The organism is Serratia sp. BNK-10 (genome assembly GCF_047456065.1).
GTDB classification, from domain to species: Bacteria; Pseudomonadota; Gammaproteobacteria; order Enterobacterales; family Enterobacteriaceae; genus Serratia; species Serratia ureilytica.
This window is the reverse complement of record NZ_CP179894.1, coordinates 623625-643291: the sequence shown is the minus strand read 5'-3', so window position 1 is coordinate 643291 and position 19667 is coordinate 623625. Positions and strand designations below refer to the sequence as shown.

The following is a 19667-nucleotide window of genomic DNA, read 5'->3' as shown; positions in this document are numbered from 1 at the left end:
TTATCCTTCCTGCTCAATCTTGGTCAGCACCTCGCGCAGCACCGGCGCGTACTCATACTTGCCGGGGCAAACGAAGGTGCACAACGCCAGATCTTCCTCGTCCAGCTCCAGGCAGCCCAGCGCCTGCGCACTGTCGCTGTCGCCCGCCAGCAAATCGCGCAGCAGCAGCGTCGGCAAAATATCCAGCGGCATCACCCGCTCATAGTTGCCGATCGGCACCATGGCGCGTTCGCCGCCGTTAGTGGTGGTCGAGAAGGCGAACAGTTTGTTTTTCAGGAAGTGGCCCAGCGTGGTGCGGGTAATAGAGAACTTGTTCGGCGACGGCACGATCCAGCCGAACAGCTCTTTGTCGCGCCCTTCTTCCAGCACCGACACCTGCGAGTGGAAACGGCCCAGCCAGGCGTTCGGCCCGGCGGCCTGCATACCGTTCAGCACCGAACCGGAGATCACCCGGTTCTCGCCCTCTTTCAGGCGGCCGGCGGTCAGCTCATCGAGGCTGGCTCCCAGGCGGGTGCGCAGCAGCGTCGGCTGCGCCACCTGCGGCCCGGCCAGCGCCACGACCCGGCGGGTATCGAGCTTACCGGTGGTGAACAGGGTGCCGATGGCGATCGCGTCCTGGTAACCGATGTGCCAAACGGTTTTCTTCAGGCTGACCGGTTCAAGGAAGTGAATGTGGGTGCCCACCAGCCCGGCGGGATGCGGGCCGGCAAATTCGCTGTAGGCGATCTGCGGGCCGCTCTGCTGGCCAACCGAGGCGCCGGCGGCGTGGCATACGTGTACCTTACCCGCCGTCAGACGCGCCAAGACCACCAGCCCGGCGTTGAACGCCGCCTGCTGTTCGGCGATGATCACCTGCGGATCGGCGGCCAACGGTTGGGTATCCATCGCGGTGACGAAAATGGCGCGCGGTTCGCTGCCGGGGCTTGGCGTTTTGCTGAACGGGCGGGTGCGCAGCGCGGTCCACAGGCCGCTGGCGATCAGTTCGCTTTCGACCTGTTCGCGCGGCAGTTGGCTGAGTTCACCCAACGGATAATGCGCAAACTCAAGCTGATCGTCGCCGCCGTTTTCCAGCGCAATCACCACCGATTGCAAGACGCGCCGCTCGCCGCGGTTAATCGCGACGATGCGGCCGCTGGCGGGAGCCGTGAAGAAAACCCCGGGGTTTTTCTTATCTTCGAACAACGCCTGGCCTTTCTTAACGGTATCGCCTTCCTGCACCAGCATGGAGGGACGCATTCCGACATACTCTTCCCCAAGCAGGGCGACATGCTGAATGTTCGGGCCATCTTGGATCGCCTGAACCGGGGCTCCGGCTATCGGCAGATCTAACCCTTTTCTGATCTTAATCATAGGATTTATACGATGTAGTTTGGTTTACACGTCTGACCGGCCCCAGAGGCGGGTGCTGACGATGCCAGGATTGCCGGGCAGTGCGCACAACGGCACGCCCAACATGAACTTTCTCGCAGTGAAAAACTGGGGTAACGCGCATTCCCTTGAATCCCCCTTCCGTTGTTTGCGCGACAGTCGATGTGTTAACGGCATGTAGCCAAATAACCATCAAAACGGCAGGGTTATATGCAATAACTCTTGCCGCTTCAATCGCCACAGCGCGTTAAATTGAAGAGAGAATATTAACATTGTTCGCAACATTGTTCTGCGTTCCGTCGTGACTTGTGTCAAGCAAACGCAATTAAATTTCGCCTGTTTTTCACTACTTATCGTTAAAATCTGCCGGTCATTTCACTTTTATCGAGCTTTGTCGTTTTTTTATACATATCACGTATTGCTAAAAATAAACGCGCTGGTAATCTGGCGGTGTTTTGCAGCAGTAAAAACAATAATCAGTGGCACGCTGGCCAATCTCATTGCGCCGGCAGATAAATATAAGCAGGAATAATAATGAGCAAAATCGCGCTGTTGTTTGCGATGCTTGTTTCTATGCCGATGATCACGGCCTGCAGCGCCAGCGAGCAGGTACCCGAAGCGCCGGTAGTTAAACAGCAATTATTGGGGTCGCCGGTCTATATTCAGATCTTCAAAGAGGAACGTAAGCTGGAATTGTATGCCAAAATGGGCAATGAATTCCGCTTGGTCAATACGTTCCCGATCTGTAATTTCTCCGGCGGGCTGGGTCCTAAACGTCGTGAAGGCGACTTTAAAAGTCCGGAAGGCTTTTATAGCGTTGACGCGCGCCATCTGAAACCCGACAGCAAGTATTATCGGGCGATCAATATCGGTTTCCCTAATGATTACGATAAGTCGCAGGGCTATTCCGGCGCTTATCTGATGATCCACGGCGAATGTAAATCGATCGGCTGTTACGCGATGACCAACACATATATGGATGAGATCTATCGCTACGTCGAAGCCGCCTTCGCCTATGGCCAAAGCCGCGTAGACATCAGCATCTACCCGTTCCGCATGACCGAACAGAACCTGAAGCGCCATGCGTCATCCAGCTATATCGCCTTCTGGCGCCAGCTGAAGCCGGGCTATGATTACTTCGCGAAGAACCACCAGCCGCCGATGATGACCGTGGACAACGGCCAGTATGTGCTGGGTCAACCGTTGATGAGCAGCGGCCAGATGACGCAGTACGCGTCAACCAGCCCGACGCCCAACACCAATCCCTTCGCTCAGAACAAGCCGCTCACCGAAGTGAAATAACGCGAACTCGCCTGGCTCAATCTTGTGCCAGGTTTCGTTGGCGGTCAGCGGTTGGGTGGCGATCACCGTGACCACATCGTTCGGTGTGGTCTGCTGCTGAAAATCGATCTCCACGTCCTGATCCAGTAGCGTCGCCTTGCCGAACGGCGCGCGGCGCGTGATCCAATACAGGTTGGTGGAGCAATAGGCCATCACGAAGCGCCCGTCCGACAACAGCATGTTGAACACCCCTTTCTTGCGCAGCTGGCTCGCCAACAGGCCGATATAGCGGAACACCGCCGGCCACTGGCTCGGGGTGCGCGGGTATTTCAACGCCAGCTGATGCAGCAGCCAGCAAAACGCGTATTCGCTGTCGGTCTGGCCGACCGGGCGAAACGTGCCGGTATCCAGCTGGCGATAGCCTTTCAATTGGCCGTTGTGCGCGTAGGTCCAGTTGCGGCCCCACAGTTCGCGGGTGAACGGATGGGTGTTTTCCAGCGCCACTTCGCCGCGGTTGGCCTGGCGAATATGGGACACCACCGCGCAAGACTTGATCGGATAGTCCTGCACCAGGCGGGCGATCGGCGAGTTGAAGCTCGGCTGCGGATCCTTGAATGTGCGGCAGCCGTTCCCTTCATAGAAGGTAATGCCCCAGCCATCCTTATGCGGCCCGGTGCGGCCGCCGCGCTGTACCAGGCCGGTAAAGCTGAAGCAGATATCGGTCGGTACGTTTGCGCTCATCCCGAGCAGTTCACACATCGCCAGCACTCCTTAACCACACTGACATACGCTGTGCGGGCGCGGCATGCATGCGGCGCCCGCTGTCTTATTCCTGGGGGAGCCGGAGCCCCCCGAAGGCTATCAAGCCTTAACCATCTCTTTTTCGATCAGCTGAATCAAGATGTGAATCGCTTTGATGTGGATTTCCTGAATGCGATCGGCGTAGCCGAAGTGCGGCACACGGATTTCCACATCGGCGGAACCCGCCATTTTGCCGCCGTCCTTGCCGGTCAGGGTGATCACTTTCATCCCCTTGGCGCGCGCCGCGTCGATGGCCTTGATGATGTTGCCGGAGTTGCCGGAGGTGGAAATGCCCAGCAGCACGTCGCCTTCGCGGCCCACCGCTTCCACATAGCGGGAGAACACATACTCATAGCCGAAGTCGTTGCTGACGCAGGACAGATGGCTCACGTCCGAGATGGCAATCGCCGGGTAGCCCGGGCGGTTTTCACGGTAGCGGCCGGTCAGCTCTTCGGCGAAGTGCATCGCGTCGCAATGGGAACCGCCGTTGCCGCAGGAGATCACTTTACCGCCGGCTTTGAAGGAGTCCGCCAGCAGCACCGCCGCGCGTTGGATGGCGTCGATGTTGGCGTCGTCATTGATAAATTTCGCCAGGGTATCAGCCGCTTCGTTCAGTTCACTGCGAATAAGGTCGTGGTACATGAGGAACCTCTTGTTATCGTCAAATCTTCCGCTCCGCAGTGTACCGGATCGCGGAAACAGCGAGAAGCATTCTCAGCCAAACAGCGCGCCGGTTAAGGAAGCGGAGAGGTTTTTGATGATTGGTGCTGTCAGTTTGTGACCTGAGTTGTAATTAAACTGTAAACGCATTGATAAAAATTCTGCCTTGTACTAAAACCTATTACATACACACAACAGGTCAGACCTCTTACTACTTCGGAGCTTCTTATGATGGTTCTTAGTATTGTCGTTTTACTGGCTCTCCTCGGCGTGGTGTTCTACCACCGAGTGAACCTTACCCTCAGCAGCCTGATCCTGGTAGCGTACACCGCCGCCATGGGCGCGATCGGCCTGTGGAGCTTCTGGCTGTTGCTGCCGCTGGCGATCGTGCTGCTGCCGCTGAACCTTTCCTCTGTGCGTCGCTCTCTGCTCTCCGCGCCGGCGCTGCGCGCCTTCCGCAAGGTGATGCCGCCGATGTCCACCACCGAGAAGGAAGCGATCGACGCGGGCACCACCTGGTGGGAAGGCGATCTGTTCCGCGGCGCGCCGGACTGGAACAAGCTGCACAGCTACCCGAAACCGCGCCTGACGGAAGAAGAGCAGGCGTTTATCGACGGCCCGGTGGAAGAAGCCTGCCGCATGGCCAACGACTTCCAGATCACTCACGAACTGGCCGATCTGCCGCCTGAACTCTGGGCGTACCTGAAAGAACACCGTTTCTTCGCGATGATCATCAAGAAAGAGTACGGCGGTCTGGAATTCTCCCCATACGCTCAGGCGATGGTGCTGCAAAAACTGGCCGGCGTTTCCGGCATCCTGGCGATCACCGTCGGCGTGCCGAACTCCCTCGGCCCGGGCGAACTGCTGCAGCATTACGGTACCGAAGAACAGAAAAACCACTATCTGCCGGGCCTGGCGCGCGGCGACGAGATCCCTTGCTTCGCGCTGACCAGCCCGGAAGCGGGCTCCGATGCCGGTGCCATTCCAGACGTCGGCACCGTGTGCATGGGTGAATGGCAAGGCAAGCAGGTGCTGGGCATGCGCCTGACCTGGAACAAGCGCTACATCACGCTGGCGCCGGTCGCCACCGTACTGGGTTTGGCATTCAAACTGCATGACCCGAACCGCCTGCTGAGCGACAACGAATCCCCGGGCATCACCTGTGCGCTGATCCCGACCAGCACGCCGGGCGTGGAAATCGGCAACCGCCACTTCCCGCTGAACGTGCCGTTCCAGAACGGCCCGACCCGCGGCACCGACGTGTTCGTGCCGATCGATTACATCATCGGCGGCCCGAAAATGGCCGGCCAGGGCTGGCGCATGCTGGTTGAATGCCTGTCGGTCGGTCGCGGCATCACCCTGCCGTCCAACTCCACCGGCAGCCTGAAATCCATCGCCCTGGCGACCGGCGCCTACGCGCACATTCGCCGTCAGTTCAAGATCTCCATCGGCAAGATGGAAGGGATCGAAGAGCCGTTGGCGCGCATCGCCGGCAACACCTATGTGATGGACGCCGCCGCTTCGCTGATCACCTACGCGCTGGTGCAGGGCGAGAAACCGGCCGTGCTGTCGGCCATCGTCAAATACCACTGTACGCACCGCGGCCAGCAGTCGATCGTTGACGCCATGGACATCGCCGGCGGTAAAGGCATTATGCTGGGCGAATCCAACTTCCTGGCTCGCGCTTATCAGGGCGCACCGATCGCCATCACGGTGGAAGGCGCGAACATCCTGACCCGCACCATGATGATCTTCGGTCAGGGCGCGATCCGCTGCCATCCTTATGTGCTGGATGAAATGGCGGCGGCGCAGAACAACGATCTGAACGCCTTCGATAAATCGCTGTTCGGCCACCTGGGCCACGTCGGCAGCAACAAGGTACGCAGCTTCTGGCTGGGCCTGACCAACGGCCGCACCAGCGCCACGCCGACCAAGGACGCGACCCGTCGTTACTATCAGCAGTTGAACCGCCTGAGCGCCAACCTGGCGTTGCTGTCGGACGTTTCCATGGGCGTGCTGGGCGGCAGCCTGAAGCGCCGCGAGCGCATCTCCGCTCGCCTGGGGGATATCCTCAGCCAGATGTACCTGGCTTCCGCCGTGCTGAAACGCTTTGACGACGAAGGCCGTCAGAAAGAAGATCTGCCGCTGGTGCATTGGGGCGTGCAAGACAGCCTGCATAAAGCCGAACAGGCGCTGGATGATCTGCTGCGCAACTTCCCGAACCGCTTTATCGCCGGCGCGCTGCGCTTCGTGGTCTTCCCGTTCGGCCGCGTGCATACCGCTCCGTCCGATCGCCTGGATCATCAGTTGGCCAAGATCCTGCAGGTGCCTTCCGCCACCCGCAGCCGTCTGGGGCGCGGCCAGTACCTGACGCCGAGCGAGCATAACCCAATCGGCCTGCTGGAAGCGGCGCTGGCCGACGTGATGGCCGCCGAGCCGATTCACGAACGCCTGTGCAAGGCCGCCGGCAAAAACCTGCCGTTCACCCGTCTGGATCGTTTGGCGGAGCGCGCGCTGGAAGAAGGCAAGATCAGCGCCGACGAAGCGAAGATCCTGGTGAAAGCCGAAGAGAGCCGCCTGCGCTCCATCAACGTGGACGACTTTGCGCCGGATGCGCTGGCGGCCGCCAAGCAGGAAAAGCCGGCGGCGCAGTCTAAGCGCCAACAGCAGACCGAAGCGGCTTAACGCCAATTCCTACTCCACGCATCCAAGGGGCGATCATCATCGCCCCTTTTTCTTTTCTTGCATCACGAACTGCGCACCGCGCCGCAGGTTGGCGCAACGGCGGATTTCACGGGAAGGAAGTTCGGGTAGACTGCGCAGCGGGTGCTCTGGATCTTTCTGTCCGGCGCCTTGGCAAAGGAGAGAAAGAGAAAGGCCCCGAGTCGATATTATCAACCCGAGGCCACTCTGATGCCTAGCAACATCAGGTTAGCCTCTTACCCGCCGCAAGGCAAGGATAGGGAGGTCAAAAATGCAGCAAAAACGGGTCGTGCTTAAGCTGGTGATCGTCTGTATGACGCTGATAGCGTTCATCTGGCTAACCCGCGGTTCGCTGTGCGAACTGCGCATCAGGTTGGGAGACTCGGAGGTTGCGGCCACTTTGGCTTACGAATCCGAACGGTAAGGCAACCCAACGGCGGGGTTCGCCCCGCCCGTTGGCTGATGGTGTCAGGCAGGATCCACGAGCACCCGCCTTTTCAGCCGCTGACCGTCAGCTTGTCATAACCGCGCAGGCGGTAATTCACCACCGACACCAGCCAGCAGAAAATGAACACGGCGATCACCCAATAGCCCATCTCCCCCAGATGATCGTTGAGCCGCGCCACGGCGTCCCACAGCGGGCCGGACAGCGCCAGCTTGTCGGCGATAAGTCCGAGCGCTTCGATGCCGCCGATAAACACCGCGATGATCACCGACGCCGCCGTGATGGTCATGTTGTAGTACAGTTTGCGGATCGGTTTGGAGAACGCCCAGCCGTAAGCGCCAATCATCACGAAGTTGTCGATGGAGTCGATCAGCGCCATGCCGGCGGCGAACAGCGCCGGGAACAGCATGATGCTCCACAGGTTCATGCCGTGGCCGGCGCCGGCAGCCGAAATCCCCAACAACCCGACCTCGGTGGCGGTGTCGAAGCCCAGGCCAAACAAGAAGCCCACCAGGTACATGTGCCAGCTCTGATTCACCAGCCTGAACAGCGGGCGGAAGCAGCGCGCCAGCGCACCGCCGCCGCTCATCAACAGATCCAGCGATTGATGCGCAGGCAGCTCGCCCGCCTTCACCTGCCGGAAAGCGCGCCACACGGAGATCAGCACCAGCAGGTTGATAAAGGCCACCGTCAGCAGAAACAGCGCGGACACCAGCGTGCCGATCAAACCGCCGGTTTCGTGAAACCAGCCCATCTGTCGGCTGAACATCATCGCCGTGGCGGCAATGGCGGCCGAGGCCAGCACCACGATGGTCGAGTGGCCGAGCGAGAAGAAGGTGCCGACCGCCACCGGCGTTTTGCCCTGTTGCATCAGCTTGCGGGTCACGTTGTCGATCGCGGCGATGTGATCGGCATCCACCGCATGGCGCAGACCAAAACTGTAGGCCAGCAAGGCGGTGCCCATCAGCGCCGCATTGTCTTTGAACACCGCCAGCGCCAGCAGCCAGACAACGACGTTGACCGCCACCAGCCCCAGCAGCAGGGATACCGCCCGCCGCCGGGCTGCGCCATGCAATCCTTCGGAAATTACCGCCATACCCACACTCCCGTTTTCTCGTTATGTTGAAATCAATGGATTAGCGCCGCGCCGCGATCACCGCCGGATTGGCGCTCAAAAACAGCCAGGACGCGATCACGAACGGCATGGTCAGCGACGGCATCCCCAGCGGAGCCAGCAAGGTATTGAAAGCCCCCTGCACCAGCACCGTGAAAATCACGCCGAGCAGCGTATAGATAAGCACCCGCCGGCCGGGCGGGTTGAAGACGGAACCCAGCGCCACCGCCGTCAGCACCGCACTGAAAGCATACAGCCCGGCGAAGACCGCCTGCGGATCGGCGCCAATCGCCAGCGCGGTGATCACCGCCAGCAAGGCGCCGAAGAAGCCCAGCGCCATCGCGCGCGGCGACGAAACCGCCAGCCCGAGCAACAGCAGCACGCCGCCGCTCACGCTGCTGCACAAAAAGACCTGGGAGACGCCGTGCAACGCACCGCTCAACACCTCCGCCAGGTCGGGATGCGGGTTGAACACCGCGCCGTCGGCCGGGATGGCCGCCGGCGGCAACCGCACATGCCGCAGATGGCTGAACGGGTAGCTGGCCAGCAGCACCGTCCAGGTGGTCAGCACGAAAGGCGCGGTCAGCGCCGCGATCTTCCAGGTACGCAGCAGCCGATTGAGGCCGACGGTGACGATCACCGAGATCGCGCTGCTGAAGATCACGCCGATCCACAGCCAGACTGAGGGCAGCAAAAAGGTCGGCAGCGCGGCGCCGACCAGGCAGCCGTTGTAGCCATAGAGACCGGTGCGCAACGCTGTGCGATCGTCCACCAACCACGCCGCGCTGAGCGTCGCCGCCACCGTGCCCAGCAGGCAGCCGAAGGCCACCTGCGGCAGCCCCTCTTCCCAGGCGCCCACGAAAATGGCGATGAAAAACAATAATCCGGTCAACGGGTTATTTTGAAACATCACCTGCGAACAGCCGCGCAGCACCGCATCCGTCACCGCCGCTATTCGGCTGCGGGCGCACAACGCCGCCCAACTCCACTTTGTGGTCATGACCGCTTCCCGCTGCAGACTAGCGCCAGATAAAAGGCTCGGGCAGCGTCACGCCCAGGATTTCCTCCCGGGCGATGCGCCAGAAAGCGCGAATCGCCGCCTTCACCTGGCGCGCCTCTTTGCCCAAAGCCTTAAAGATCAGCCCGCACTCATTGGGCAACCGGCTGACGCCGCTGGCGATCCCCTCAGCCTCGTCATAGCGGGGCGCGATGCGATCGAGGATCCGCTGATGATGCTCGGGCGGCGTCAGCAGGATCACATTGCCGAACACATCGAACGGCCCCATCACGCCGACCCCATTCAGCGGGTGTTTATGCGGTTCCAGCACATAGCGCTCGACAAACAGCGTGTTGCCCTCGGGGCGACAGGCGCTAATGCGCGAAGAGTAAACGTCGAATCTGAAACCGCGATCCGCCTGATGGTGTTTGCGTCCCGACATCAGGATCTCGCCATAGAGCAGCGTCGCCGTGGGGTGCAGCGTAATGCGGGTATCGGTAATGAAGCGCGAGCCGCAGTGAGGGATCACCGGATCGGGCATCATCTCCAGATAGCTGCCCTCTTCGAGCGTCAGCGTCTGCATCTGCGCCGCGTAGTTATTTTCCATGGCGTGGATCTTGGTCGCCGATTGAGTGGTGACATGCCCGCAGGCCCGGGGGGCGACCTGCACCTCGAGCGTCAGGCGATCGCCCTGCAAGATGCAGCCCGAGGTGGAGATGACGAATACGCACGGCATCTGCGGCAGCGCCTCGTCCCAATACAGCGCCCGCTGCACCAGAAACGGCACGCGCCGCTCCATTTGCCGCAGCACGCTGCGATGCCCGTTCAGCGCGAACCCCAGCCGCAGATAGCCGGTTTTGCCCACGCCGCCGCTGGCCATCTGCGGCGGTTCGTCCTGGTAGGCGGCCAACTCCGGCGCGTCGGCGCCGAGTTGCGCCACGCGCCTCGCCGCTTCGCTGACGGCCGTCATACCGCCGCCGACGGCGCGTGGGTGAACAGGAAATCACGCATGATCATATCCACCAGTTCGTCGATGCCTTCGCCGGTTTTGCAGTTGGTGAGGATATAAGGCCGCTCGCCGCGCACCACGCGCGTATCGTGCTCCATCACCGCCAGGCTGGCGCCGACGTACGGCGCCAAATCGATTTTGTTGATCACCAGGATGTCGGCCTGCACCAGGCCCGGGCCGTTTTTGCGCGGGATCTTTTCCCCTTCGGCGACGTCGATAACGTAGATGTAAAAGTCCGCCAGCGCCGGGCTGAAGGTCAACGTCAGGTTATCGCCGCCGCTCTCGATCATCACCACGTCGCTGTCCGGGAAACGGGCCTCCATCTCCTCCACCGCGGCGATATTCATGCTCGGATCCTCGCGCACCGCGGTATGCGGGCAGGCGCCGGTTTCCACGCCCAGAATTTTCTCCTCGTCGAGGATCCCCTTGAGCGTGCGCTTGACCTGTTTGGCGTCTTCGGTAGTGACGATGTCGTTGGTGATGATTAACGGGCTGATGCCCCGTTCGATCAGACGCGGCGTAATGACTTCGATAATCGCGGTCTTGCCCGAGCCTACCGGGCCGCCGATGCCAATGCGGGTAATTTTCTTCACTCTGCTCGTTCCTTTATCATTAGTTGCTGAACAGTCGGGTAAATGCGCCGACGTGCAGCGCGGCCAGGACGTCGGTCACCGGCGCGTAAGAGGCCATTTGTTCAACGCCGCCGCGTTCGGCTTCGTCACAAAAAACGTCGATGTCCCGGTTGAGTTGAAACAGGATGCGTTGGGTGTCGATATGGGTGACGCGCATCAGGCGCATGGCGGCGCTGAGAATGGTCATCGCCACGCCGTACTGATGCATCACCGCCACCTCGCGCGGCCCCGCGCCCAGCGCCGTCATCACTACCGCCTGCGTCACCGGATAGGTGCCGGCGGCGCGGCCGGTTTTGATCTGCTCAAGCCACCAGACCACCTGGGGCTCATCACAGATGGCCGCCGTCATTTCCGCCAGCTTCTTTCCCATCCTCACCACCATGCTGCGGCCTTCTTCATTCAGCTTGCGGTTGAACAGCGCCCAGTCGTGCCCGATAACCGCCTCGCGATCGCCCCCCTGCAGCGCCCGGCAGGCCGCCGCGACCGCCCGGCCGTCGCCGCCCGCCGCCTGTTGCAAAGCGGTGCGGGTGAACGATTTCAGCGTGTCGACATCGCGCACGATGCCGGCCTGGATCGCCGACTCGACGCCATTGGAAAAGGCAAACGCCCCCACCGGCAGCACCGAGTCGGCAAACTGCAGGATGCGAATCAGCTGAACGGCGTTCATTTCAATTTGATCACATGCTGACCGAGGAATGGGCTGTCAACATGCACATGGGTGGCGGAATCCTCCGCGCCGCCGAACAGCAGGCGCGCTTCGGGCTGGGTCAGATGCGGCAAAATGCTTTCGCCCTTCACGAACGAATAAGGCAGCGCATGAAAGCCGTGGGTTTTCATCACCGAATCCATCACCTTGGTCGCCACCGTCAGCGGAATAAAGATGCGATTCCCTTTGATGACCGATTTCCAGTGCTGATTGCCCAGGGCATGCCCCAGTTCGAACGCGGTCTTCAGCACCGTCGCTATATCGGTCGCCAGCAGCGACTCAAGATGGATTACCATCACATCGCGCAGGTTCATCTGCACCACCACCGCGCTGCGGTTCGCTTCGTCCCAAAGCAGCACATCGCCGTCGGCCAGCACCTGGTGACGATCGAGGGAAATGCCGAGATCCTGACCATCGCGGGTGGTTTTGCGGCACCGGCTTTTCTGCGCCTCCCACTGCGAAAGCGCCAGCACGTCCAGCGAGGCGTGTTGCAAGCGCTCACGCCAGTCGGCATCCCGTTTGATATTGCCGAGTATCTTTTCAATCACGATCATGAGCGGCGGTTCCTAGCTGAAGAAGTAGCGTTGATTAAGCACGGCGGTGGCGATCGGTTTCACCGTGGCGTGTTCGCCGTTGACCTTGACGGCGAAGGTTTCGGGGTCCACCTCGATGTGCGGCGTTTCCGCATTGCGCACCATGTCCTGCTTGGAGATCGCGCGGCAGTTATGCACTGCCATCACCTGCCGCTCCAGCCCCAGTTTCTCTTTGATGCCGTCGTGCAACGCCGCGCCGGAGACGAAGGTGACGCAGGTTTCCTGCAGCGATTTGCCCATGGTGCCGAACATCGGTCGGTAGAACGTGGGCTGCGGCGTCGGCAACGACGCGTTGGGATCGCCCATCACCGCCCAGTTAATCATCCCGCCCTTGATCACCAGCTTCGGCTTGGCGCCGAAGAAGCGCGGCTCCCACAACACCAGATCGGCCATCTTGCCGACCTCGACCGAACCCAGCACGTGGCTGATGCCCTGCGCGATCGCCGGGTTGATGGTGATCTTCGCCACGTAGCGCAGCACGCGGAAGTTATCGTGTTCCGCCGCATCTTCCGGCAGCTTGCCGCGCGCGGCTTTCATCGCGTGCGCCGTCTGCATCACCCGCAGCCAGTTTTCGCCAACCCGCCCCATCGCCTGGGAGTCGCTGGAAAACATCGACAGCACGCCCATGTCGTGCAGCACGTTTTCCGCGGCGATGGTTTCCGGCCGCACCCGGCTTTCGGAAAACGCCACGTCGGCCGGCACATTGGGGTTGAGGTTGTGGCACACCATGATCATGTCGAACAGTTCGGCCTGACTGTTGATGCCGAACGGCAGCGTGGGGTTGGTGGAGCTCGGCAAGACGTTCATCTGCGCGGCAACCTTGATGATATCCGGCGAGTGCCCGCCGCCGGCGCCTTCGGTGTGGAAGGTGTGGATAGTGCGCCCTTCGAAGGCGTCGATGGTGTCCTCGACGTAGCCGCCCTCATTCAGGCTGTCGGTATGCACCGCCACCTGAATATCCATGTCGTCGGCCACCCGCAGCGCGTGGCGCAGCGCGGAGTTGGTGGCGCCCCAGTCCTCATGCACCTTCAACCCGGCCACGCCGGCGGCGATCTGTTCGACCAGCGGCGCAGCGTGCGAAGCGTGCCCCTTGCCGAGCATCCCCACGTTGACCGGCATGCTCTCAAAGCCGCGCAGCATGCGGTGGATATGCCAAGGCCCGGCGGTCACCGTGGTGCCGTTGGAACCGTCGGTCGGCCCGACGCCGCCGCCGAAGAAGGTCGTCACGCCGTTGGAGAGCGCATGTGCGGCCTGCTGCGGCGAAATGAAATGAATGTGCGTATCGATGCCGGCGGCGGTCAGGATCAGGTGTTCGCCCGAGATGGCGTCGGTGCTGACCCCCACCACCATGCCGGGCGTGACGCCGTTCATCATCGCCGGGTTGCCGCTTTTGCCAATGCCGGCGATCAGGCCGTTTTTAATGCCGACGTCCGCCTTGATCACCCCTTGCCGGGCGTCCAGAATGGTCACATTGGTAATGACCAGATCCAACACATTGTCGCTGGTTAATCGGTTATCGGCGCCCATGCCGTCGCGCAGCGACTTACCGCCGCCGTAGACCGATTCCTCACCGTAACCGCGCAGATCTTTTTCTATTTCAATAAACAGTTGCGTATCGCCCAAGCGAATTTTATCGCCGGTGGTCGGGCCGAACAGCCCGGCATATTCCTGCCTGGAGATCGTTGGCATGCTTTATTCCTCGTCCGTCTTGATGGGCGCCTGATCGCGGTTTTTATAACCCAGCTCAATAGCTCGCTTTACATCTATAGTTTTCTTTACTCTTTCACCGGCGGCTACCGGGCTGTCGCCCGCCCAACCGTCCACCAGATTATTAAAACCATAAACCGTTTGCTTGCCGCCGATGGCAATAAGCGCTACCTCGATTTCATCGCCGGGTTCAAAACGGATCGCCGTCGTGGCGGTGATATTTAACCGTTTGCCAAAGGCGGCGGCGCGATCGAACTGCAGCGCTTTGTTGGCTTCGAAGAAATGAAAGTGTGAGCCGACCTGAATAGGCCTGTCGCCGGTATTGCGCACCGTTAAAATAACCGTCTCGCGATCTTCATTGAAGGTGATGGGACTTTCGGACAGGATATAGCCGCCTGGCGGCACGTGCTTTTCTTTGTCATGCTTTTTCATCGGAATACCTGTGCTGATAAGATTCGTCCATGGGATTCAGGAAGGCCATCGGCGCTTATTGAATAGGATCGTGCACCGTCACCAGGCGGCTGCCGTCGCTGAATATCGCCTCGACCTGCACATGCGGGATCAAGTCCGCCACGCCGTCCATGACGTCATCGCGGCTCAAAACCTGCCGCGTGTCGTTCATGACTTCTTCCAGCGTTTTTCCCTCGCGGGCGCCCTCCAGCGCCGCGGTGGTAATAATGGCCACCGCCTCGGGATAATTAAGCTTTATCCCTCTGGATTTTCGTTTTAATGCGACGTCAGCCAGGGTATAGACCATCAGCTTTTCGATTTCTCTTGGCGTTAATTGCATGGAGCACTCCGATCTCGATAGAAATAATCAGACAAAGTGAGGCCAAAGGTTACTTATAGTTAATAACCTTGCGTTATTTATTTACGATTGTCCGACACTTGAATAATCTAGGGGGTAATATTGAGATAATCAACCCGCTGCTTTATTCAAACCCGAGCATGAGCTATCCCATTCCCTAAAAAAGTAACGGCGACGTGATAGTTTTTATCGATAAAAAGTCTTTTTTCATCTTCCCACTCCCACAATAAAACGATCAAAAAAAGAACGGATGGCGTTTTTTTATTTTAATTACCGTCATGAAAGCCAGATAAATAAGCACTGTCCTTATGGATGGCATTAATATTAAAGACATGTAACCAACGGTCAGAAAATATAATTAAATTTACAAATAAGACGCGAGTGAAAATACCTTTTTAGTTAAAAACAATTTATCTATTCTGTTACTGATGCCAATAAGTTATTAAAAAAAACCCGGCCGCAGCCGGGTTTGCCTCATTACTGTCGGGCTCTTCAGCCTTGCTGACGAATGCGCGCCAACAGCGCGTCGATATGCTCGATTTGCGGCGCATTGACGATCAGCGTGCGCCCCAAACCCAGCGCATGACGCTGACAGTCGAGGCGCATGTCGGCGTCGGCGATGCTGTCCAGATCGGCGACGTGCGCCAGGCCGATAGTGCGCCGAATCAGCTCGGTGCCGCAGTACCCTACCGCATCAGTCCAGACCTGCTGCAGGAACTGCTCGGCGTAACCCGGCGTCGCCAGCGCCACATCGCGGCTTTGCTGATGGCACAGCGCCAGGAAACGATCGGCAAAGATCAGCCACAGCTCCCGCACATCCTGCAGACGCTGCTCGCGCCCGGCGGCGGCGTCGCGCGGCCCGAACAGCCCAGGCTGGCCGCAATAGTTGAGCAGCAGATTGCCTAACGCAGTGCCGACATCGAAACCGATCGGGCCGTAGAAACCGAATTCAGCGTCGATCGCTTTCAATCGCCCTTCCGCCACGAAAATTGAACCGCTGTGGATATCCCCGTGCAACAACGCCTCCGCCTTGCTGAGAAAGCGGTGTTTCAGGCCGGCGACCGCCAGCTTCAGCGGCGCATCCTCACGCAGCGCCTGCACCTGCGGCAACAGCGCCGCCTCGAACTGATTGCGCTCATGGTCGATATAGGGATCGGTAAAGAACAGATCTTCGGTGATCTGGCACAGCTCGGGGTTGGTGAAGCGGCTGACTTCCGCTTTTTTCTGCTGCGCCGACTGATAAAAATCGGAGGTGTGGAACAGCGTCTGCGCCAGGTATTCCGCCAGCTGACCGGCCGCCAGCGGATGATAGTTCCCCTGCACCAGTTCGCTGCGCCAGATGCGATGATCGGAGAGATCTTCTTGCACCATCACCGCCAACTCGGGATCGTGGTGCAGGACTTTTACCGTATGTCGCGGGCAGAAACCGCCGTGGATCAACAGCGTTTCCGCTTCGATGCGCGCCCGATCCAGCGTCAGCGGCCAGGATTCGCCCACGCAGCGCACGTACGGCAACGCCTGTTTGACGATCACCCGGCTCACGCCTTCGCGATCGCGGATCTTGAACACCAGGTTCAGGTTGCCGTCGCCGATCTCGTCGGCGCTGACCAGCGCCTGCGGATCGGCCACCTGCCCGTATTGGCGGGCGTATTCAACGGCATCGGCAGCCGTAAACGTACGATAAAGCGACATTCCCCAACCCCTCTGTTCTCTCTCGCTGCCCCCAGCGATTCTGTTTATTTAGACGTAAAAGCATTTGGACGTCTATACATCTGGAAGTCATGTTGGCAGAATAGCGTTTCAGATGCAATAACCTCGCAACAAGGAATTAACCGCCGATGCAAGCGCTTAACACCACCAGTTTGACCCTGCGGGACAACCGCCTTTGGATCCTCGATCAGCAAGCCCTGCCGCAGGAAAAGCGGTGGCGCGCCTGCGACAGCGTGGAGGAATTGGTCGGGCACATTCACAGCCTGCGGGTGCGCGGCGCGCCGCTGATCGGGCTGTCCGCCAGCCTGCTGTTGGCGCTGCTGGCGGAACGCGGTGTGCCACGCGCCGAGCTGGAACAGGCGCTGCACACGCTACGCGCCGCCCGCCCGACGGCGGTTAACCTGATGAACAATCTGGATCGCATGAAGCTGGCGCTGGCGGAGCCGGACTGGGCGCCGGCGATGGTGAACGAAGCGCTGCGGCTGGTGGAGGAAGATCGCCGGCTGTGCGATCGCATCGCCGATCACGGCGCTGGGCTGGTCAAGCCCGGCAGCCGCCTGCTGACCCACTGCAATACCGGCGGGTTGGCCACCGCCGGCGTCGGCACCGCCATCGGCGTGCTGCTGCGCGCCCACCAGCAGGGCAAAGTGCAACAGGTATGGGTTGATGAAACCCGGCCGTTGCTGCAGGGCGGCCGTCTGACCGCCTGGGAACTGGGCGAGCTGGGCATTCCCTATCGCCTGATCTGCGATTCGATGGCCGCCAGCCTGATGGCGCAGGGCCAGGTCGATGCGGTGTGGGTCGGCGCGGATCGCATCGCCGCCAACGGCGACGTCGCCAACAAGATTGGCACCTACAGCCTGGCGGTGCTGGCGCACTACCATGGCATTCCATTCTACGTGGCTGCCCCGCATACCACCCACGATCCGCACTGTCCGGACGGCGCCGCCATCCCGATCGAGCAACGCGCGGCGGCCGAAGTCACCGGCGTTTCAGGCAGCTTCGGCGCCTGCCAGTGGGCGCCGGCCGATGCGCCGGTCTGCAATCCGGCGTTCGACGTCACGCCGGCCAAGCTTATCAGCGGGTGGGTGTTCGACAGCGGCGTGATCACGCCGCAGCAGGTTGAAGCGGGGATTTTCCAGCGGGCGCTGGGTTAACGCCCGCCGGTTGACGATCAGTCCAGACGCGGATAGGCATCGGCGATCGTGTCGCCGGTGAAATGCGCCACCCAGCCTTCCGGGTTGTCAAATACCCGGATCGCGGTAAAGTGCGGCGCCGAGCCCATATCGAACCAGTGACGGGTGTTGGCCGGCACCGAGATCAGATCGTTCTTTTCGCACAGGATCTGGAAGATCTTGCCGTCCAGATGCAGGCAAAACAGCCCCGCCCCTTCAACGAAAAAGCGCACTTCATCCTCGCCGTGCGTATGTTCGGACAGGAATTTTTCGCGCAGCGCCTGACGCTGCTCGTGGTCCGGCCGCATGCTGATCACGTCCCAACTCTGGTAGCCCTTTTCCGCCACCAGCCGGTCGATCTCATGCTGGTAGGCGGCGATCACCGCCTCCGGCTGCGGGTTGTCGCCCAACTCGCGATCCGCCTGCCAACGCTCAAAGCGCACGCCGATCTGCGCCAGCTGGCGCTGGATTTCCTGCGCGTCGCGGCTCTGCCACAGCGGCTGCTGCGGTGCTGTATCACTGAAAATGGTCAGATCCACTCATGAGACAAACTCCCCTAAATCGATGTGATCAAAACGGCTGACCTGCGGATGCCGGCTCTGTGCGTCCGCCTCATCGCGGATCAGCTGGCAGGTATGCCAGCCGGCGGCCTGCGCGGCGTCCAGCTCCTGGTGAATATCGGACAGGAACAGCAGTTCGTCGGGCGCGATGCCGATAGCCTGCGCGATGTTGCGGTACGACGCGGTTTCACGCTTGGCGCCGACGCGGGTGTCGAAATAGCCGCTGAACAGCGGCTGCAGATCGCCGGCGTCGCTGTGGCCGAACAGCAGCTTCTGCGCCTCCACCGAACCGGAGGAATAAACGTAAAGCTTCAGCCCCTGGCGCTGCCAGGCGGCCAACTGCCCGGCGACCTCCGGATAAAGATGTCCGCGGAAGTCGCCCTCGCGATAGCCGCTGCGCCAGATGATGCCCTGCAGCGCCTTGAGCGCGGTGGATTTGCGATCTTCATCCATAAAGCGATACAGCGCGGCGATCAGCGCGTCGAGATCCGCCTGCGGCTGGTCAATTTCAGCGCGCAGCGCCGCCAACGGCGCGGCGACTTCGCTCTCCGTGGCGTGACGGCGTACAAAATCCGCCAGCCGCTCGCGGGCATAGGGAAACAGCACCTGATGCACGAAGCGAATATCGCTGGTGGTGCCTTCAATATCGGTCACGATAGCGCGGATCATTTCGCCTCCAGCAAGCGACGTTGCAGTTCACACTGGAACAGGAATTCCAGCCCTTCGAGATGGCGGCGGGCTTCCGCCACCTGACTTCCCCAGCAATAGAGACCGTGGCCGCGCACCAGAAAACCGTACTGCAGCGGCGTGACCTCGGCATAGGCCGCGACGCGCGACGCCAGCCGGGGAATGTCCTGATCGTTATCGAAAATAGGGATCGCCACGCTGTCCAGATGGCTGCGCTGACCGGCGAGCGACTTTTGCATTTCGTACCCCTGCAGCACCAACGCATCGCCGCGTTCCACCCGCGACAACACGGTGGCGTTGACGGAATGGGTATGCAACACCGCGCCAAGGTGCGGGTACAAACGATAGAGCAGCGTATGCAGCCCGGTTTCCGCCGACGGCGTACGGCCGCTCGGCACGTGATTGTCAGCGATATCCACCCGCAGAAAATCGGCGGCGCTCAGACTGCCTTTGTCTTTGCCGGACTCGGTGATCAGGCACTGGCGTTCGTCGAGGCGCAGCGACATGTTGCCGCCGGTCGCCGGACACCAGCCTTTGTCACCAATCCAGTGGCAGGCCGCCAGTAATGCGTTAAGTTGCGGATTCTCCGTCATTGTTATCGTTTCCCGTTCGGTATAGCGGTCAGCAGGTGAGGCTTAGCCGGCTGCGCGACAGGCTAAGCACTTTTTCGCATTTAGCCATCTAAGCGTCTTGATTGCCAAATACTAGCAT

20 protein-coding genes are annotated in these 19667 nt (G+C 60.4%); 4 read left to right on the top strand and 16 right to left on the bottom strand.

The features are described 5' to 3' along the window. Positions 1–1350 carry a Na(+)-translocating NADH-quinone reductase subunit A gene (locus ACMGG9_RS03050; protein WP_042783737.1) on the bottom strand — a complete coding sequence of 450 codons (1350 nt, stop codon included), beginning with the start codon at positions 1348–1350 and terminating at the stop codon, positions 1–3. A gap of 552 nt (positions 1351–1902) precedes the next feature. Here ACMGG9_RS03050 and dpaA point away from each other — a divergent pair. Beyond that, on the top strand, positions 1903–2670 hold the full coding sequence (gene dpaA / locus ACMGG9_RS03045; RefSeq protein WP_033641973.1) for a peptidoglycan meso-diaminopimelic acid protein amidase: 768 nt from the start codon (positions 1903–1905) through the stop codon (positions 2668–2670). Here the strand turns inward: dpaA and ACMGG9_RS03040 are convergent. Together ACMGG9_RS03040 and lpcA are read right to left on the bottom strand one after the other, a co-directional pair. Next, the gene (locus tag ACMGG9_RS03040; RefSeq protein ID WP_019454310.1) at positions 2605–3408 is read right to left on the bottom strand and encodes a class II glutamine amidotransferase; all 804 of its coding nucleotides are present in this window, start codon (positions 3406–3408) and stop codon (positions 2605–2607) included. The two genes, dpaA and ACMGG9_RS03040, sit on opposite strands and share 66 nt — an antisense overlap. A gap of 102 nt (positions 3409–3510) precedes the next feature. Next, the gene (gene lpcA, locus ACMGG9_RS03035; RefSeq protein WP_004930220.1) at positions 3511–4092 is read right to left on the bottom strand and encodes a D-sedoheptulose 7-phosphate isomerase; all 582 of its coding nucleotides are present in this window, start codon (positions 4090–4092) and stop codon (positions 3511–3513) included. 246 nt (positions 4093–4338) lie between these two features. On the opposite strand from lpcA, the gene fadE reads away from it, so the two are divergent. Together fadE and ACMGG9_RS03025 are read left to right on the top strand one after the other, a co-directional pair. Next, the gene (fadE, locus tag ACMGG9_RS03030; protein ID WP_060659917.1) at positions 4339–6795 is read left to right on the top strand and encodes an acyl-CoA dehydrogenase FadE; all 2457 of its coding nucleotides are present in this window, start codon (positions 4339–4341) and stop codon (positions 6793–6795) included. 289 nt (positions 6796–7084) lie between these two features. Then, on the top strand, positions 7085–7237 hold the full coding sequence (locus ACMGG9_RS03025) for a Hok/Gef family protein (protein ID WP_004930217.1): 153 nt from the start codon (positions 7085–7087) through the stop codon (positions 7235–7237). A gap of 73 nt (positions 7238–7310) precedes the next feature. Here the strand turns inward: ACMGG9_RS03025 and ACMGG9_RS03020 are convergent, their stop codons facing one another. The 10 genes from ACMGG9_RS03020 to mtnK all read right to left on the bottom strand — a co-directional run bounded on the left by ACMGG9_RS03020 (position 7311) and on the right by mtnK (position 16516). Continuing rightward, positions 7311–8354: a HoxN/HupN/NixA family nickel/cobalt transporter gene (locus tag ACMGG9_RS03020; protein WP_046688284.1), complete on the bottom strand. Its 1044-nt coding sequence runs from the start codon at positions 8352–8354 to the stop codon at positions 7311–7313. 40 nt (positions 8355–8394) lie between these two features. Continuing rightward, positions 8395–9372 carry an urea transporter gene (yut, locus tag ACMGG9_RS03015; protein WP_149542537.1) on the bottom strand — a complete coding sequence of 326 codons (978 nt, stop codon included), beginning with the start codon at positions 9370–9372 and terminating at the stop codon, positions 8395–8397. A gap of 19 nt (positions 9373–9391) precedes the next feature. Then, positions 9392–10339 carry an urease accessory protein UreD gene (locus tag ACMGG9_RS03010; protein WP_047025805.1) on the bottom strand — a complete coding sequence of 316 codons (948 nt, stop codon included), beginning with the start codon at positions 10337–10339 and terminating at the stop codon, positions 9392–9394. After that, positions 10336–10971 carry an urease accessory protein UreG gene (gene ureG / locus ACMGG9_RS03005; RefSeq protein ID WP_033641969.1) on the bottom strand — a complete coding sequence of 212 codons (636 nt, stop codon included), beginning with the start codon at positions 10969–10971 and terminating at the stop codon, positions 10336–10338. Before ureG ends, ACMGG9_RS03010 begins: the two co-directional genes overlap by 4 nt. A 19-nt stretch (positions 10972–10990) precedes the next feature. Next, a complete protein-coding gene (locus ACMGG9_RS03000) occupies positions 10991–11677 on the bottom strand; it encodes an urease accessory protein UreF (RefSeq protein WP_042783734.1) in 687 nt (228 codons plus the stop codon). Beyond that, positions 11674–12270 carry an urease accessory protein UreE gene (ureE, locus tag ACMGG9_RS02995; RefSeq protein ID WP_047025806.1) on the bottom strand — a complete coding sequence of 199 codons (597 nt, stop codon included), beginning with the start codon at positions 12268–12270 and terminating at the stop codon, positions 11674–11676. The genes ACMGG9_RS03000 and ureE overlap by 4 nt, the downstream gene beginning before the upstream one ends. A gap of 12 nt (positions 12271–12282) precedes the next feature. Then, positions 12283–13998, bottom strand: coding sequence for an urease subunit alpha (locus ACMGG9_RS02990; RefSeq protein WP_414161898.1), 1716 nt, complete (start codon positions 13996–13998; stop codon positions 12283–12285). Between the two features lie 3 nt (positions 13999–14001). Beyond that, positions 14002–14448 (bottom strand): urease subunit beta, encoded by a 447-nt coding sequence (locus ACMGG9_RS02985; protein WP_033641965.1) that lies wholly within the window; start codon positions 14446–14448, stop codon positions 14002–14004. 55 nt (positions 14449–14503) lie between these two features. Continuing rightward, positions 14504–14806 carry an urease subunit gamma gene (locus ACMGG9_RS02980; protein WP_025160087.1) on the bottom strand — a complete coding sequence of 101 codons (303 nt, stop codon included), beginning with the start codon at positions 14804–14806 and terminating at the stop codon, positions 14504–14506. Between the two features lie 510 nt (positions 14807–15316). After that, the gene (gene mtnK / locus ACMGG9_RS02975) at positions 15317–16516 is read right to left on the bottom strand and encodes an S-methyl-5-thioribose kinase (RefSeq protein ID WP_033651009.1); all 1200 of its coding nucleotides are present in this window, start codon (positions 16514–16516) and stop codon (positions 15317–15319) included. A gap of 146 nt (positions 16517–16662) precedes the next feature. On the opposite strand from mtnK, the gene mtnA reads away from it, so the two are divergent. Continuing rightward, positions 16663–17691, top strand: coding sequence for an S-methyl-5-thioribose-1-phosphate isomerase (gene mtnA, locus ACMGG9_RS02970; protein WP_069099966.1), 1029 nt, complete (start codon positions 16663–16665; stop codon positions 17689–17691). Between the two features lie 17 nt (positions 17692–17708). On the opposite strand, the gene ACMGG9_RS02965 is transcribed toward mtnA, so the two are convergent. From ACMGG9_RS02965 to ACMGG9_RS02955, 3 genes are read right to left on the bottom strand one after another with little or no spacing between them, the layout of a single operon-like run. Further along, positions 17709–18242, bottom strand: a complete 534-nt coding sequence (locus ACMGG9_RS02965; protein WP_414162260.1) for a 1,2-dihydroxy-3-keto-5-methylthiopentene dioxygenase — start codon at positions 18240–18242, stop codon at positions 17709–17711. A 6-nt stretch (positions 18243–18248) separates the two neighbouring features. Beyond that, positions 18249–18938 (bottom strand): acireductone synthase, encoded by a 690-nt coding sequence (mtnC, locus tag ACMGG9_RS02960; protein ID WP_046688277.1) that lies wholly within the window; start codon positions 18936–18938, stop codon positions 18249–18251. Further along, positions 18935–19549: a methylthioribulose 1-phosphate dehydratase gene (locus tag ACMGG9_RS02955; protein WP_147839035.1), complete on the bottom strand. Its 615-nt coding sequence runs from the start codon at positions 19547–19549 to the stop codon at positions 18935–18937. Before ACMGG9_RS02955 ends, mtnC begins: the two co-directional genes overlap by 4 nt. Positions 19550–19667: the final 118 nt, after the last annotated feature.

What these genes read in the sequence shown, in the direction of transcription:
- yut (WP_149542537.1), bottom strand. Translation starts at nt 9,372, where the DNA reads ATGACCACAAAGTGGAGTTGGGCGGCGTTGTGCGCCCGCAGCCGAATA.
- ACMGG9_RS02955 (WP_147839035.1), bottom strand. Translation starts at nt 19,549, where the DNA reads ATGACGGAGAATCCGCAACTTAACGCATTACTGGCGGCCTGCCACTGG.
- ACMGG9_RS03000 (WP_042783734.1), bottom strand. Translation starts at nt 11,677, where the DNA reads ATGAACGCCGTTCAGCTGATTCGCATCCTGCAGTTTGCCGACTCGGTG.
- dpaA (WP_033641973.1), top strand. Translation starts at nt 1,903, where the DNA reads ATGAGCAAAATCGCGCTGTTGTTTGCGATGCTTGTTTCTATGCCGATG.
- ACMGG9_RS03025 (WP_004930217.1), top strand. Translation starts at nt 7,085, where the DNA reads ATGCAGCAAAAACGGGTCGTGCTTAAGCTGGTGATCGTCTGTATGACG.
- ureE (WP_047025806.1), bottom strand. Translation starts at nt 12,270, where the DNA reads ATGATCGTGATTGAAAAGATACTCGGCAATATCAAACGGGATGCCGAC.
- ACMGG9_RS03040 (WP_019454310.1), bottom strand. Translation starts at nt 3,408, where the DNA reads ATGTGTGAACTGCTCGGGATGAGCGCAAACGTACCGACCGATATCTGC.
- ACMGG9_RS02990 (WP_414161898.1), bottom strand. Translation starts at nt 13,998, where the DNA reads ATGCCAACGATCTCCAGGCAGGAATATGCCGGGCTGTTCGGCCCGACC.
- mtnA (WP_069099966.1), top strand. Translation starts at nt 16,663, where the DNA reads ATGCAAGCGCTTAACACCACCAGTTTGACCCTGCGGGACAACCGCCTT.
- mtnK (WP_033651009.1), bottom strand. Translation starts at nt 16,516, where the DNA reads ATGTCGCTTTATCGTACGTTTACGGCTGCCGATGCCGTTGAATACGCC.
- fadE (WP_060659917.1), top strand. Translation starts at nt 4,339, where the DNA reads ATGATGGTTCTTAGTATTGTCGTTTTACTGGCTCTCCTCGGCGTGGTG.
- ACMGG9_RS02985 (WP_033641965.1), bottom strand. Translation starts at nt 14,448, where the DNA reads ATGAAAAAGCATGACAAAGAAAAGCACGTGCCGCCAGGCGGCTATATC.
- ACMGG9_RS03050 (WP_042783737.1), bottom strand. Translation starts at nt 1,350, where the DNA reads ATGATTAAGATCAGAAAAGGGTTAGATCTGCCGATAGCCGGAGCCCCG.
- lpcA (WP_004930220.1), bottom strand. Translation starts at nt 4,092, where the DNA reads ATGTACCACGACCTTATTCGCAGTGAACTGAACGAAGCGGCTGATACC.
- ACMGG9_RS02980 (WP_025160087.1), bottom strand. Translation starts at nt 14,806, where the DNA reads ATGCAATTAACGCCAAGAGAAATCGAAAAGCTGATGGTCTATACCCTG.
- ACMGG9_RS03020 (WP_046688284.1), bottom strand. Translation starts at nt 8,354, where the DNA reads ATGGCGGTAATTTCCGAAGGATTGCATGGCGCAGCCCGGCGGCGGGCG.
- ACMGG9_RS03010 (WP_047025805.1), bottom strand. Translation starts at nt 10,339, where the DNA reads ATGACGGCCGTCAGCGAAGCGGCGAGGCGCGTGGCGCAACTCGGCGCC.
- mtnC (WP_046688277.1), bottom strand. Translation starts at nt 18,938, where the DNA reads ATGATCCGCGCTATCGTGACCGATATTGAAGGCACCACCAGCGATATT.